Annotated in this window: 14 protein-coding genes and 1 pseudogene (1 of these 15 cut by a window edge); 6 read left to right on the top strand and 9 right to left on the bottom strand. The window is 35.6% G+C overall.

The window, feature by feature from the left end; translation table 11 throughout:
• The 3 genes from IPH52_14130 to IPH52_14120 form a co-directional block, all read left to right on the top strand.
• Positions 1 to 446: the 3' portion of an HIT family protein gene (locus tag IPH52_14130; GenBank protein ID MBK7056158.1), read on the top strand. 79 nt of this gene lie to the left of the window's left edge; only the last 446 of its 525 coding nucleotides appear in the window; the start codon falls outside the window, past its left edge; the stop codon is at positions 444 to 446.
• 122 nt (positions 447 to 568) lie between these two features.
• The gene (locus tag IPH52_14125) at positions 569 to 952 is read left to right on the top strand and encodes a single-stranded DNA-binding protein (GenBank protein MBK7056157.1); all 384 of its coding nucleotides are present in this window, start codon (positions 569 to 571) and stop codon (positions 950 to 952) included.
• A gap of 213 nt (positions 953 to 1,165) precedes the next feature.
• Positions 1,166 to 2,887 carry a response regulator gene (locus IPH52_14120; protein MBK7056156.1) on the top strand — a complete coding sequence of 574 codons (1,722 nt, stop codon included), beginning with the start codon at positions 1,166 to 1,168 and terminating at the stop codon, positions 2,885 to 2,887.
• 19 nt (positions 2,888 to 2,906) lie between these two features.
• Here the strand turns inward: IPH52_14120 and IPH52_14115 are convergent.
• The 8 genes and pseudogenes from IPH52_14115 to IPH52_14080 form a co-directional block, all read right to left on the bottom strand.
• Positions 2,907 to 3,699: pseudogene (locus IPH52_14115) on the bottom strand (M15 family metallopeptidase).
• A 206-nt stretch (positions 3,700 to 3,905) separates the two neighbouring features.
• Positions 3,906 to 4,157: a UPF0175 family protein gene (locus IPH52_14110; protein ID MBK7056155.1), complete on the bottom strand. Its 252-nt coding sequence runs from the start codon at positions 4,155 to 4,157 to the stop codon at positions 3,906 to 3,908.
• Between the two features lie 689 nt (positions 4,158 to 4,846).
• On the bottom strand, positions 4,847 to 6,094 hold the full coding sequence (locus tag IPH52_14105) for a hypothetical protein (GenBank protein MBK7056154.1): 1,248 nt from the start codon (positions 6,092 to 6,094) through the stop codon (positions 4,847 to 4,849).
• 21 nt (positions 6,095 to 6,115) lie between these two features.
• Entirely contained in the window at positions 6,116 to 6,598 is a 483-nt protein-coding gene (locus IPH52_14100) for a hypothetical protein (GenBank protein ID MBK7056153.1), read from the bottom strand.
• On the bottom strand, positions 6,595 to 7,218 hold the full coding sequence (locus tag IPH52_14095; GenBank protein MBK7056152.1) for a hypothetical protein: 624 nt from the start codon (positions 7,216 to 7,218) through the stop codon (positions 6,595 to 6,597). The genes IPH52_14100 and IPH52_14095 overlap by 4 nt, the downstream gene beginning before the upstream one ends.
• A gap of 77 nt (positions 7,219 to 7,295) precedes the next feature.
• Positions 7,296 to 7,532 carry a toxin-antitoxin system HicB family antitoxin gene (locus IPH52_14090; GenBank protein MBK7056151.1) on the bottom strand — a complete coding sequence of 79 codons (237 nt, stop codon included), beginning with the start codon at positions 7,530 to 7,532 and terminating at the stop codon, positions 7,296 to 7,298.
• Between the two features lie 16 nt (positions 7,533 to 7,548).
• Entirely contained in the window at positions 7,549 to 7,824 is a 276-nt protein-coding gene (locus IPH52_14085) for an XRE family transcriptional regulator (GenBank protein ID MBK7056150.1), read from the bottom strand.
• Positions 7,825 to 7,846: 22 nt separating this feature from the next.
• Positions 7,847 to 8,227 (bottom strand): type II toxin-antitoxin system RelE/ParE family toxin, encoded by a 381-nt coding sequence (locus tag IPH52_14080; protein MBK7056149.1) that lies wholly within the window; start codon positions 8,225 to 8,227, stop codon positions 7,847 to 7,849.
• 393 nt (positions 8,228 to 8,620) lie between these two features.
• Here IPH52_14080 and IPH52_14075 point away from each other — a divergent pair, with 393 nt between their 5' ends.
• From IPH52_14075 to IPH52_14065, 3 genes are all read left to right on the top strand, one after another.
• Positions 8,621 to 10,687: an adenylate/guanylate cyclase domain-containing protein gene (locus IPH52_14075; GenBank protein MBK7056148.1), complete on the top strand. Its 2,067-nt coding sequence runs from the start codon at positions 8,621 to 8,623 to the stop codon at positions 10,685 to 10,687.
• Positions 10,684 to 12,558 carry a FecR domain-containing protein gene (locus IPH52_14070; GenBank protein ID MBK7056147.1) on the top strand — a complete coding sequence of 625 codons (1,875 nt, stop codon included), beginning with the start codon at positions 10,684 to 10,686 and terminating at the stop codon, positions 12,556 to 12,558. The genes IPH52_14075 and IPH52_14070 overlap by 4 nt, the downstream gene beginning before the upstream one ends.
• Before the next feature lie 231 nt (positions 12,559 to 12,789).
• Positions 12,790 to 13,848 (top strand): hypothetical protein, encoded by a 1,059-nt coding sequence (locus tag IPH52_14065; protein MBK7056146.1) that lies wholly within the window; start codon positions 12,790 to 12,792, stop codon positions 13,846 to 13,848.
• On the opposite strand, the gene IPH52_14060 is transcribed toward IPH52_14065, so the two are convergent.
• Positions 13,845 to 14,117 carry an ATP-dependent Clp protease adaptor ClpS gene (locus tag IPH52_14060; GenBank protein ID MBK7056145.1) on the bottom strand — a complete coding sequence of 91 codons (273 nt, stop codon included), beginning with the start codon at positions 14,115 to 14,117 and terminating at the stop codon, positions 13,845 to 13,847. The genes IPH52_14065 and IPH52_14060 overlap by 4 nt on opposite strands.
• Between the last annotated feature and the right edge of the window lie 5 nt (positions 14,118 to 14,122).

Below are 14,122 nucleotides of genomic sequence, written 5' to 3'. Positions count from 1 at the left end.
AGTTTTTTGCAGACGAGGCATTTGATGATTTGTCGGAAGAAATTCAGTCTCTATCATCGAACAAATCGAATTCAGGTTTACTGAAAGCAAAGTCTTCTCTTTCACAAAGAGAAAAATTATTAGAGGATAATTTGAGTTATGCTATCTATGATGAAAATCCAGTCAATCGAGGGCATATTCTTGTAATCCCCAAACGAAATTTTGCCAGTTACTTTTCTGCCTTGCCGGAAGAAAAACAATCTCTTTGGGAGATGGTAGAGAAAGTAAAAGCATTCTTGGATAGAGAATTTAAACCAGACGGTTATAACATCGGAATCAATGATGGAGAAGCAGCCGGTCAAGTCATTCCCATGTTAGAAATACATGTAATCCCTCGCTATAAAAATGATACTCGCAATCCTAAAGGTGGAGTAAGAGGCGTTATCCCTGATAAGCAAAAATATTAACTCTTTTTTTAGCTCAACTACGTAATCTATTGTAATTTATTCATAGAATTGCGCACATAAAAATCGTTTTCTTACCTATTCCATTAGAAGAGCGAAATGCTCTATGAAAGGAGATTTTAATTATGAGAAATTTAGCTTACGCGATTCTTGACGGCAACCTAACTGCTGATCCAGAAATCAAAACAGTTGGTAATGGGAAAAAGGTATCTACATTCAGTCTTGCAGTCAATCACGACTACAAGGATGATGATAGCGGAGCGGCTAACAACGATGTTTCTTACATTGACATTGAAGCCTGGGACAAAGTAGCAGAGAATTGTTCCGAGTTTTTAAAGAAAGGAAGAAAGGTGACGATTCTAGGAAACATCAAACAAGACAGATGGAAATCAGTCGATGGAGCAAGTAGACAACGCTGGAAGGTAATTGCATCTACTGTTCGCTTTGATGGTTTCACAGAAAAGGCAGGAAAGGAAAACAGAGATTTTAAAGAAAGAAAAGCAGCTTAAAGTTTTGAGAAAGAACAGTTTAGATATAAAGTTCAGATAAATACAATCGCAGGCATAATCTGAATAGACCTAAACTGTTCTCACGGCTTACACGAATTAGCCAGAATGATCGAAAGCCGTGTTTTTTAGGTTACGTTTAGAGTATACTATAGCTCCTTGATGAGATTAAAACTTGACTGGTAATCAAAACAGATTAAGCTTTATTTCACCTGTATGGAAACTGGAAAGCTTTCTAAAAAGCAAAATCAATATACTTTCGTAAATCTCGCGAGAATCATACTGATTATTATAATTAGCATTGCTGCCTATTTATTTTCTGACTTACGACTTGGCTTGGTAAGTCTAGCATTCTTACTTTTTGCTCTACTTTGGTTTTTTCTATATGAATTTGAAATAATTAACATAACCGCTTATCCAAAGTTAGAATTTATTCCCCCGGCTATTGATATCAGTATAATTTCTTATATGATATATTTAACGGGAACCGTAAATTCATTTTTAGTCGCTGGATATTTTTATGCAATCACACTTTGCTCCTTGAACACAAAGATAAAACAAGGACAATTTGCATTTCTATTTTCAAATGTTTTATACATTGTAATTACACTTGCGGTATATTTTGATTACCTTCCTGCTGTTAATTTACTTTCTGTCTATTCGCATTTCACCGTTACACATATGATCGTAGCATTCATATTAATTTTAGTTTCGAACTATGCAATCTATAGAACGGTGAATGACCTGGCGTTAAAAAATCAGAACTTATTTTCGAGTTTACGATCAGAAAAAATAAAAGCCGAGACAGCAAACAAACATAAGAATGAAATTCTTGCCAATATGAGTCATGAGATTCGAACTCCTATGAATGCTATCATTGGAATCACAAATCATCTATTAGAAGAAAATAACAATCCTACCAATTTGGAAAATTTAAAGATCCTAAAATTTTCAGCAGATCAGCTCCTTGTCTTAATCAATGACATTCTAGACATTAGTAAAATTGAAGAGGGTAAAATTGATTTTGAAAGAATAGATTTCGATCTTCGATTTTTGATAGCAAATATGATACACTCTCATTCTCTGAAAGCAAAGGAAAAAAGTATTGAGATTATTTTTGAATTAGATAAAAAAATTCCAAGTTCACTTGTAGGAGATCCAATTCGAATAGGACAAATATTCACCAATCTAATAAGCAACGCAATTAAATTTACAGCAAATGGATTTGTTAAAATCAGTGGAACTATTTCTGACTTGGATAATAAGTTTGCCTATATTGATTTTTCAATTGAGGATTCAGGAATAGGAATTCCCGAAGATAAATTAGATTCTATCTTTGATAAATTTACACAGGCGAATTCAGAGACTACCCGAATGTATGGAGGAACTGGATTGGGACTAACTATTGTTAGTCGGTTGCTGCAATTAATGGAATCTAAAATCGAAGTAAAAAGCGAATTAAATAAAGGCTCTGAATTTACTTTCCGATTAAAACTTGCCATTCCCGAATCTAAAAATCAAATCAAGTCATCTACAAAAATTGAATCCAGAGAAAGAAATCTAAAGGGATTAAAAATTCTAATCGTAGAAGATAATGCGATTAATATAAAAGTTCTCGAAAAATTCTTTTCTAAATGGAATGTAAATATTCAGACTGCAGTGAATGGAAGATTTGCTGTAGAAAAAGTTATAGGGGAAGATTTCGATGTAATCTTAATGGATTTACAAATGCCTGAAATGGATGGCTACCAGGCGTCAAAGGCTATTCGCTCTTTGGCGGAAAATAAAAAAAGGAATATTCCAATTATAGCTCTGACTGCGGATGTGATGTTAGATGTGAGAGAAAAAATTATTGAAGCAGGAATAGACAATTTTTTAACAAAACCATTTCAGCCAGAAGAATTGTATACAGCGTTATCATCCTATCTACAAAAATAGAATGATACGCTGACTTTGCTTATTTTATATTTTTACAATCGGGGTTAATCGATGTTACATACTCAAGTGGTCTATCGCCTAACAAATCAGAGCCTGAAAATCTTCCTGTAAATGTTATTTCTTTTTTCTTAAAAGACTCTTCCCAATCTTTCTGTAATTGATTGGCAACGGGAGCATACGACCAATGCCATTTTTCTTCGTTGTATCCTTTTTGTTACGCGTTTAGAAAGCTCATTATAAGGCTGACAAAATCCGAACTTGGCAGCATTCTTTTGTAACCACTCATATAAAAACGCACCATTTCCCTTTCCACTAAAGTAATCATTCTGCAATGCGTTAATATCCATATCGGTCCCCCAATGATGACGAGAAGTTCCAGGTGCACTAGAATATTCAAGAATCAACTTAATAATTTGCTCGGGAGTTTTTCCTTCCACTGACTCTCTCATCTTACGAGTGCCTTTGTATTTTTGTTCCCAAATACTTTTTTGATCTGCATAACTACGATGAGCCGATACGATAAAAATGTGCTGCTTACTCTTTCCTTCTCTATCGCGATCATAGGCTTCTATCATTTTGTTCAAAGCAACAATCGTATCTTCGCGTAGCGTATGGGTATTCTTTTCAATTTTATTTGTAAAGACTTTTAGATTACCTTCGCGCGGATAATCTCCCATTAAGTATTTTACTTTAGCCACAGTTCCGTATAATACGTCATTAGCCGCTATTGGAAGTATCCAGATAAATAATAAGCTTAGAATAAAAATGCTTACGAGTAAAGTTTTCTTTCTATTGGTTTTTATATAATTCATAATAAGAGTTTTTTAAATCCAATTTCACTGTCAACTATGAAATTCTGTCATTAGCAAGACTCTATGCTTGGTTTCGGAGAGGCAAATGGAGATTAATCCCTAAATGGACAATCAACGCTGTTTTTCTCATTCATAACATTTAAATTAAATTATAAAATTAGTGTCAATGAAAGTAGGACGTAAGTGGAGAGGAATTACTAACGACTTTAACTGAGTCCATACTTTAAATCTTCGTCAAAGGCGACTAAATCATAATGACGCTCAATTTTGCGTTTTCCTAGCTCTTCATGAAATTGCCATTTCGATAGACCTGATAGTTCTCTAGATTTACCAAAGGATAATATTTTTCTTTCATATAAAGATATGGATAATTCTAAAAGTAAAACATTCTCCATATCTTGGTCTGGTAATTTAAGTGCCATCCATACTTCTTGTGGTATTCGTAATGTGAGTTCCATAATTCTATTTTATTTCTAATTTATAAATCAAGCAAGCCTTTTATTTTGGTTTAGTCATCAGCTCATTCGGATTACTCGGATCATAGTTTAAGATTGTAAAAAAAGAAATCGAGATTACTAAGTAATGAAGCAAAAGTATTTGTAATAGCATAATAAAAGAAATTTTTGACAGGATTAACAGGATTTTACGTTTTATCATGTAAATCATGTAAATCATGTCTAAGAAAATTTACAATTATATTTGCTTGAGGACTTATAAATACGATAATTCCAATGAGGAAAGAGTTATTTCTCGGATTTTGTTTTGGGGATAATGGCGTTTGTATTTGTGGATTTGTATCGAATTTATTAAGAAAGGAGCGCATAATAATATAAAATTAATACATATATCTTTGACAAGTAGTTTTTAGCAGAAAGGATAATTGTAAATAGGTTCTTGATTAGATATTTCATTGATTGTGCGGATTATTAGAATTAGGCGGTTTGAGAGATTGTCATTCCAGAAATTTTACAGGCCATTGAATTGAATGATAACTACTGTATCTTACGAATTGCATTATTACCAGTATCAAATATATATAGATTTAAACCGTCAGACGTAATACCTTTTGGAGATTTGAATCTTGCCGTTGTATAGGTAGATGAATTTGTGTATCCTGAGTTGCTTGCAGAAGCTAACGTTTGTCCAGCTAAGGTTGTACTACAACACCGCCAGGCACTGCTATTTTTCTGATATTATGGTTACCTGTATCCGCTATATAAAGACTGCTTCCATCAGTAGTCATTCCTTCCAAATCTTTAAATTTAGCCAAGTTTCCCGTCACCGAATCGAAATAACCAGCACTACTTCCAACGAAAGATGTAAGCACCCAACTTCCAATTGTTGTTTTTAAAATTTCATCTGCACCTGAATCTGCGATATAAAGGTCTGTTCCTAGTATTGTCATATTTCTAGGAGTGCTGAAACTTACTCCCGTTGTAGTAATTGTGGAAACTGTATTTGTAGAAAGATCAATCTGTCTTAGCCTGTCCGAATTATTGTTAAGAACATATAATATATTATTGTATACTACGAGTCCCCTCGGATCATTCAGAAGGGAAGAATTTGTCACAATCGTTTTCACAACACCAGTTGTTATATCTATTCTACGAACGCTATCGTTTGAAGAATCAGAAAGATAAATATAAGTTCCATCGGTAGTAATATAACGCGGATTATCAAGCTTAGCCGAGGTGCCTGTTCCATCTAAGAAGCCTTGTATTCCACTTCCAGCTAGAGTAGTTGTCACACCTGTAGCAATTACTACTTTACGAATTCGATGATTATATTGATCAGCTACATATAAATTTAATCCATCAGTTGTCAATCCTTGTCCACCATTGTATTTTACTGAGTCTGGTGAGGTAGAATCAGCGTAGCCGGTAACAATGGAACAACCTGATGTTTCAGCGGCGCAAGGAGAACCATTTAAGGTAGTCACTCCTCCTGTTAAAGTAAGCGGATTGACAACCGTTCCGCTTAGTAATTCTCCTTTAGTGCAGGTTATGTCAACGTTAGTTATGTTTGCTCCTGCGAGAGTGCCGGAGTCATTTGCAAGCACACAGATTTGATTTATCGGCTGTGTTAGTATGCTTACAGCATAAGCAGTTTTATCCGCAATGCTTGTTTTGAACGTATAGGAACCGTTAGCCGAAATAGTCAGGTCATCTACTCCATTGTTTTGTATAACGAAGGTTCTCCCAGAGGCAAGTTGGGTAACAGTGCCTCCTATTGTATAATTTGTAACCGTAGGTGTAACGATATTTATATTTCCAGAATCCACCTTCTTCCCCAACTCCCTTAATATCAACAACTCAGGCAAAGAGCCATTATCCCGAAGGAGGCAACTTGCTTGGAGTAGGAAGAGTAGAAATAAGATGAGGATTTTAGAAGGCATAATTAGATTAATCGAAAGGGATTACGGAAAACTTCGTCCATCCATATCGACCCAACCGGATTTAGAAAGTTCGATAGTTTTATTACGAAGCCAAGATTCAGCAGTGCCTAGAGCTATTAGATAATGACTATCATTAAAGCAAATTAGGAAATCTAAATTTTCGTTCGTGATATAAAAAACATATCCCGGAAATTCAGAAAGAAATTTAGTAAAGGATTGATTCTCTGGAAAAATATACACTGTTGAATCGCTTGATTTATCAAAGTATAAATAAAACTCTTTCAGTTGAATAAATTCATCCAACCATTTCCAAGCATCTTTGTCTCGAATATCAAAACTATTTGTTAGGGATTCCCAAAATAAAGAGTCAGTCTCTTCCTTATTCGTAAATTTATTAGAAACTTTATTTCGAAGAAATATAGATTCAAGAGGTGACAGTTCTTCCAGTTTATAGCCAGTAGCCTCTAGTGCTTCTTCAATACTTTCTCTTACGAAATTTCTCATGGTTTTTTCCTAAAATAGGGAACACAATCTAAAAAGATATGACCTGAAACCTGATCTTTCTTACCACGCGATTGAAAACCAATGTGAAATACATCGGGACCAAAAGTTGTATGCGGCGCGTCTACACTTACTTCTGCGCCACCGGGACCTTCCCATTTCACAACTCCAGACTTTCCATTCAAATCAAGTCCCCATTCCTTTGCCTCAAATTGTTCTTTTGGAACTCCCGTTCTTCTAAATGCTTCTTGTAGAGCTTCATCGAAAGTTTTTCCAGAATCACGCCAATCTAAATCAGAATCTTGTATGTCATACCCTGTCAGACTCCCAATATCCTTGATAAAATTCTTTTTGCAAGCACATAAATTAATCTGTTTAACTTTCCAAAGTAATTCACAATAAGCTTCCTTCTCAAATTTTTGTAGGGGGACACGTTTTTCAATCTTAGCTTGCAGTTCTTCTAATTTTTCTTCATCTGTTTTACTCGAATTTTGAAAAGAAGCAACGATCACTAGTAGCAAGCAAGTGAAAAATAGGCTAACAGGTAATAACAACTTGGTCGAAGAACCCATTGTTTTTTCTGCTTTTTTTGGGTCAGGGGATTTATCTAAAAGTAAAGGCATCAAGGCTAATACTGAATAGCCCAAATTTAATGGCAAGACTTTTAATAAGAAAGTTCTATAAGTAAAGAAAAATTATTTTACAACTTATCATGTTCTAGAGGCTCGCGATTAGGAACTAGTTTGAGAACTTGGAGATATTTTTCTTTATTCGCTCGCTTGGCTCGATCTTGGATAAATCCATCGTTAACCCACGATGAAATTTTTTCGGCGACTGCTAAGCTTACAAAGTATTCGAGAGAAATTCCATCTTTTTTAGATAATTCTTCCATCTTAGCTACAAGTGAATCAGGCAAATTGATATTTAACGCTCTCATTTAATTACTCCTAGATTCACGCCCTCAACAACACAATATTTTCCCTATTAGAACTAACGTCTTTTGGAAATACTTTTATTTCCATACCTAGACCGATTACATGTAAGTATTCAATCAAGGTAGAAATTTTCATATCCTTTCTGCTTTCGATTTTAGAAATTCCAGATTGCGAATACAGCTTAATATCCTCTTGACGGATTCCCATTTTCTTTCGTAATTCAGAAAGTTGAATTTGATATATTTCTTTCTTTGCTTGTTTTCTTGCTCGTTCGACTCTTTCTTTGGGAAGCATTGCTGCCAGCTCATCTAAAAAATCAGACTTCTTTTTTTTTGTTACTCTTTTCATTTTTCATTCCCCTCAGTTGACTTAAATGCAATTCATATAACCTTTCGCACTTGCGAAGCATGGTTTCATAAAAACGATTATCCCCTTTTTTGTCCCCACCAATCAGAAGAATAATATTTCTTTCAGGATCAAACGCAAAGAAAATTCTAAAAACTCGATTTTTATTTTGAATTCTCAACTCTTTTAGATTCTTAATCTTTGAACCTTTAATCGTATCGACTTGCGGTCTTCCTAATGAGGGACCTAGACTTTGCAAGATCGTAAGATTTTTAAAAATTGCTTCTTTTGCATCATCGTCTAATGTCTTAATCCAAACTATAAAATCAGTTGTCCTTCTGATATTCCACATTAATCTAATATGACATTTTGGAATATTTTGTCAATGAATTATACATAAATAAAAGCACCAATTTCCCGAAATCTGGATTTCCTTTCCTTGCATTCGTTCAGCCTTCGTTCAGCCTTCGTTCAGCCTTCGTTCAGCCTTCGGTCTGGCTTCGATCAGCCTTCGATGTTGGTTGCGGTTCGAATCGAATGATGAACGTTTGCATCTCAGTTCGTTATCGAAGGATTGTAAAAAGCAAGGGAAAGTCATTTTATCCGTGTTCATTCCCCCCTTCACTCCAAGTATTCGCGACCAGCGCCTTCGCCTGTTCATCCGTGGTATTCATTCAATTTTTTTCCTATCCCTAAGAAATTCATCTTTACACTCAGTTTACCTATAAAATACATTCATAATCCAGTGGCTACCGAAGACAATACATCGCAAACAGAGGCGGAACACCAACAAGTCGAAACCTATTTCGCGAACAAGTATCGCACAACATCTAAGCGGCTAAATATAGATAGCCACAAGGAAGAAGTAGAGACAAAAGCAATAAAACCCAAATGGACGATTCAGTTAAAACTAATGTGGATTATCTCATTGATATTTATTATTCTATCCATTGTGACGATTTCTTTTGCTACGTATTATTTCAAAAAAGACAATGAAATTCGTATTAAGGAAAACAACTTCCAAATCACTGAGTTGATTGGTCTTACGGTTAATTCCTATTTGACGTCAACGATTCAAAAGTCCAGACAAATGGCAGTTCTACTTGAATCTAGCGGACGGGCAAATCAACAGAAAACTCTTACAGATATATTCTTTGAGAATGACAGTGATATTATTTACTTAGGAGTCTACCATTCTACCCAGGGTAAAATCGAACTTCGAAAATCAGTGGCTAATATAGAATATCTCCAAGAAAAGCTATTGAGTGAAAAAGATATGCGTAACCTAATCCAGATTAGCTCTGATAAGTTTCAAGATTCTTTTCATAAAAAAACTCTTTTGAAAAATCTTAGCTTCGGTCAGAAGTTTCCACTCATTTGTCTTTCCATTCCTTATTCTACTTCTGCCTTCCCCAACTCTGCCCTCATTGCAATTCTAAAAACAGATACTATTTTAAAAACATTTGAGAATAGAAGTATCACCCAAACGTATATGATTGGGGAAGAAGGAGATGTATTGGCTCATCCTGAAATCCAAAAAGTTTTAACTGTAGAAAATTTTCGTAATCTCTCCATTGTGCATGATATGCTCACTAGTCCTCTCGGCAACGGACAGACTCGGTTCTTTGGAGAAGACGGAAAAGCCTCCATTGGAACATACAAGCGTTTGCCGCAGGTGAATTCAGGAATTTTATCCATCGTCTCGGAAGACAAAGTTTTTGAAGAAGTGTATAATCTGCAATATAGAAATATTCTTATCATGACAATCGCTCTTTGCATTGCTCTTGCCGGTATATTCGTATTTGCCAAAACAATTTCTCTACCCATATTAGAATTACTCAAAGCGACATGCGAAATCGAAAAGTGTAATTTCGATATAGTTTTAAAAGCAAGCACTCAGGATGAAGTGGGACTATTGACAAAGAGTTTTGCTAGAATGGGGAAAGGATTAAAAGAACGAGAAAGAATCAAGGATGCACTAGGTCGATTTGTAAATCCTGCTATCGCAGAACTCGCCTTATCCAAAGAACTAAAGCTCGGTGGCGAGAATAAAATGTGCACAATCTTCTTTTCCGACATACGAGGATTTACCGCTATGTCAGAAAAATTAAGCCCGGAAGAAATCGTCGAACTACTCAATCAGTATTTCACTCGCATGGTGGAATGCATTGATCTAACGTTCGGGATTGTAGACAAGTTCATTGGTGATGCCATCATGGCGACATGGGGGACGTTAGACGCAGTAGGCAATTCTTTTGAGAATGGAATCAATGCTGCTCTCATGATGCGCTCAATGCTTGTTGACTTTAACCGCTCAAGAGGGACTGACGAGAAAAGACCGATTATCCGCATGGGATGTGGGCTTAACTATGGAGCAGTGGTAGCAGGTCAGATTGGCTCTGAGAATCGCCTTGATTATACTGTCATTGGAGATGCAGTGAATCTTGCTTCTAGAATTGAATCTTTAAACAAGCCTTTCGGCACTGATATTTTAATTTCAGAAGATTTATACAAAGAAGTAGAAGGAGTCTATCTAGTCGAGAAGATGAAACAGATTATGGTCAAAGGAAAATCTGAGCCTCAGACGATATATGCCGTTATCCGCAGAATGGATGACACTGACTCCGATGCTCCCCAAACTCTCGCAGATATTCGCAAACTCCTTAAAATAGATTTCGACGAAGAAAAATATAACAGCGGTAATCCAGAAGAGGAAGAGAAAAAATACAAAGTCATAGATTCGCCTAAGACTAATTTACCCGAACAAGATGTTTTTCCCGTAAAAACAAAAAAGCAGAGGGCTAAAAAATGACTCTAAGCCTTCCCATTTTCACCCAGACTCTAAAAGACTATGCGGATGACACTCGTTATGTGCTAAGCGTTTTATCTTTCATCACTCTGGTCTGTGCTCTATTACTCTATATAAATTTTAAATACAAATCTAAATCGACTGTAGCCGAATCAGAAGTAATTGGATACATTACCTACAAGAAAAAAGTAATCCAAAGAAAAGCTAATTCGACTGTAGTCTGGTATGACACCGAATTCAAGCAAGCATTGACAAGAAGAGACAGCGTTCGCTCGGAAGATTTATCTAACGCAGTGATAACACTCACCGATGGAACCGAACTACGACTCGAAGAAAACAGCATGGTAATTTTAGACTCAAAAGAAAAAGGAATCGAAATCAAGCTAGTATCCGGTGCTGTCAGAACCAATCGCAAAAATGCAAAAGCAAACACAGATATCAAAGTCCTTGTGGATAATAAAAATATTGATTTAGCTTCAGGAGCCGATGCAAATTTTCGTTTAGCGGAAAATGGGAATTTATCTCTAAACGTAACTCAGGGAGAAGCAAAGCTTCAAAGCGAAGGAAAGGAATTTAAAATAGAAAAGGATCAGTTTGCTAACTTTACAGAAAAGCAAGCTCCCGTTTTTAAAACGACTGCGCCTACTTTAGTTTTGCCGGAAGACCAGACCTTTTTCACTACTCCAACAGAAGAATATCCCGTTTCCTTCCAATGGAATTTTTCTGACTCAAAGATAAGCTTTCGAATTGAAATTGCGGGAGATAGAAACTTTAAAAAGATTCTTTCTCGCGGTGTTACGGATAAGAATCAGTATTCGGCGAAGTTAAAACCGGGAATCTACTATTGGCGAATTCTTCCTGACAAAAATAAGCCTGATGAAATTAGCTTGGAAAGAAGCTTTACCATTCTAAAAGAAGCACCATTTCAACTCCTACGTCCAGCCGATAACGCAAAATTAAAAGTAGCCACATACCCTACTCTTGTCAACTTTGACTGGAAAGAAAATGCACTAGTCAAAGAATACTCTTTAGAATTTTCTCGCAGCTCTGATTTCACTGAGATTTTAAAGACAACAAAGACATCAGGTAATCATTTGAGCCTAGAAATAAAAGACCCTGGTGAATACTTCTATCGCTTCCAGATTCAATATGCAAATCCTGACTTAAAATCGAAAACAAGTCAAACTTATTCTATTTTCCTTGAAACTAAAAAGACGATTGAATCTCCTATTTTAAAACTTCCCTATCATGAAAGTATAATCATTATCCCCAAAGACTCAAAAGAGCCAATCAACCTATTTTGGGAAAGAGTAGAAGGGGCTAATATCTATCATCTGCAAGTTTCCACAGACTCTGAATTTAAAACCGTAGAAGTAGACGAGCGTAGAAAGGAAAATTTCTATTATCTAAATCCCAAAGATACAGACACCCGCTACTATTGGAAAGTAAAAACAGAGGATAATAGTAAATTAACCTCAGAGTATTCTAAAACAAATTTCTTTACAACTAAACGAATTGAAGAATTTTCCATTGAGCTTGTAATTCCAAAAGATAATTTCCTTATTACCGATTACGAGGAAGATTTAGAATTTCAGTGGAAAAGTTTTTTGCCAGAGCCTTATTTCATCGTGGAGTTTTCCGAGTCTCCCGATATGAAAGACATTTTCAAACACTATAATACTAAAAGCTATTACCAGAGAGAAAACTATTTCCCTTCCGGCAAATTCTATTGGAGAGCAAAGTTATTTGATAATTCTAAGACTCTAAAAGCACAAAGTAAAATTCAAAGCTTTGAAATACCAGCAGGAGCTTTTGATTTAAAGTATATTCCTAAAATTAAAACCGCAAAGGATTTGTATTTTATCAATGAGTAGGGATTGCAATGTCACACAATGCTGTCAATTTACAGTCATTTCGAACGAATGTGAGAAATCTATCTTGCAAAAAAACGATCGTATTAAGCAAGATAGACCTCTCACGATGAAGCTGTTCGAGGTGACTGTAATACAAAGTCCTCTTAACTTGACAGCATTGAGCGATGTGAGAGGTCTATCTATCTTAAAACGATGTCGCTTTATTACTCGACATATTCGAAGGCTCGCAAAATGACACTAAGGCTAATCTTTATTATCTACTTATTAATCTATACACCCCTTTTTGCTGACTCCGAAGAAATTGAAATCGAATGGGAAAAAGTTAAGAAGATTTCGGAATACCAATTTCAAGTAAGAGAAATGGAAACCGAAAAAATAGCGTTAGACGAAAAGCTAAATGATACAAAGATAAAATTCACACTCCCTTCAGGAAAATATGAATACCGAATTGGCTCTTTGCTACTAGCACACAAACCAATCTGGAGTGAGTGGAGTCAGTTTGCAGTCAGAAGAATTAAAATTCCTGTTATAACTAGCCCTTCAGAAATTAAACTACAAATCTTCGAGAAGGAAAAAGAAATCAAAGTAACCGGGGAAGGCTTCGAAGAAGATATGCAGATTAAATTGCAAGCAGGCGAAGTAAATATTCCCATTGAATACAAGATTCTAGACAAGAATAACTTTACTTTTAAAGTAAAACTTGCGGATAATAAATATAACTCCTTTGATCTAATCTTGGAAAATCCAAATAATCGTGTTCTCTATCAAAAGAATTTCCTCTCCTACACTGAGCCTATTGATAGTAAACGCTGGCAGGTATTTAAACGCTCGGCTGTATTACCCGGATGGGGACAGGACTATAGAGGAGATTTAAGTAATCGAAAATACATCTACTTTCCGGCTATTTTATTTTTTACAGGAATTTATTTCAAAGCTAGACTCGATAACGACAAAGCGAGTAACGAGTATAATTCACTCTTACAGAATTCTATTTTACTAGGCTCAGCGAATTCTTCTTCTGGCACAAATCCATTAGCGCTAGTCTTTATGACTAATAGCTTACAAGCTAGATCCGATTTAAATACAAGCTATGAGCAAGGAACAATGATGATTAGCCTCCTAGCAGGAGTTTATTTATTAAATCTCGTAGACGCTTTATTCTTTTATGATTATGCAAATAAACAAAACACTGCTACGTCTAACTTTTTCATTCATTCTAATCGAGTTTATTATTCACAACTTCAATCAACAGAAATGTTTTATACCTGCGGATATAGATTTGAGTTCTAACTCACACTAACAGTCAGTCCCTCATCACCCATCTTCTCGCCGACAGTCTCGCAAGCTTCAATACTTCCTTCATAGCAGATCGCCTTACCTTTATTATGCGCTTCCATTGCAATGCGTTTCGCTTCTTTCTCTGACTTAAAGCAAATACGCATTAGACAATCTTCTACATGGTCGAAAGGATTAAAATCATCATTGAATAAAATAACCCGATGCTCGTAGATATTATCAATTCGAGTGCTGACTTCTGTTTCTTCTTCTATGATTGGCATCTTAG

The organism is Leptospiraceae bacterium, assembly GCA_016708435.1.
Taxonomy (GTDB): domain Bacteria; phylum Spirochaetota; class Leptospiria; order Leptospirales; family Leptospiraceae; genus UBA2033.
Note: the sequence above shows the minus strand (reverse complement) of the source record. Positions and strands in the feature narration are given on the sequence as shown.

Bases quoted from the DNA above. Each gene is read 5' to 3' on its own strand.
- IPH52_14080 (MBK7056149.1), bottom strand. From the start codon at position 8,227: ATGTGGAATATCAGAAGGACAACTGATTTTATAGTTTGGATTAAGACA.
- IPH52_14105 (MBK7056154.1), bottom strand. From the start codon at position 6,094: ATGCCTTCTAAAATCCTCATCTTATTTCTACTCTTCCTACTCCAAGCA.
- IPH52_14125 (MBK7056157.1), top strand. From the start codon at position 569: ATGAGAAATTTAGCTTACGCGATTCTTGACGGCAACCTAACTGCTGAT.
- IPH52_14070 (MBK7056147.1), top strand. From the start codon at position 10,684: ATGACTCTAAGCCTTCCCATTTTCACCCAGACTCTAAAAGACTATGCG.
- IPH52_14120 (MBK7056156.1), top strand. From the start codon at position 1,166: ATGGAAACTGGAAAGCTTTCTAAAAAGCAAAATCAATATACTTTCGTA.
- IPH52_14060 (MBK7056145.1), bottom strand. From the start codon at position 14,117: ATGCCAATCATAGAAGAAGAAACAGAAGTCAGCACTCGAATTGATAAT.
- IPH52_14110 (MBK7056155.1), bottom strand. From the start codon at position 4,157: ATGGAACTCACATTACGAATACCACAAGAAGTATGGATGGCACTTAAA.
- IPH52_14085 (MBK7056150.1), bottom strand. From the start codon at position 7,824: ATGCTTCCCAAAGAAAGAGTCGAACGAGCAAGAAAACAAGCAAAGAAA.
- IPH52_14090 (MBK7056151.1), bottom strand. From the start codon at position 7,532: ATGAGAGCGTTAAATATCAATTTGCCTGATTCACTTGTAGCTAAGATG.
- IPH52_14095 (MBK7056152.1), bottom strand. From the start codon at position 7,218: ATGCCTTTACTTTTAGATAAATCCCCTGACCCAAAAAAAGCAGAAAAA.
- IPH52_14065 (MBK7056146.1), top strand. From the start codon at position 12,790: ATGACACTAAGGCTAATCTTTATTATCTACTTATTAATCTATACACCC.
- IPH52_14100 (MBK7056153.1), bottom strand. From the start codon at position 6,598: ATGAGAAATTTCGTAAGAGAAAGTATTGAAGAAGCACTAGAGGCTACT.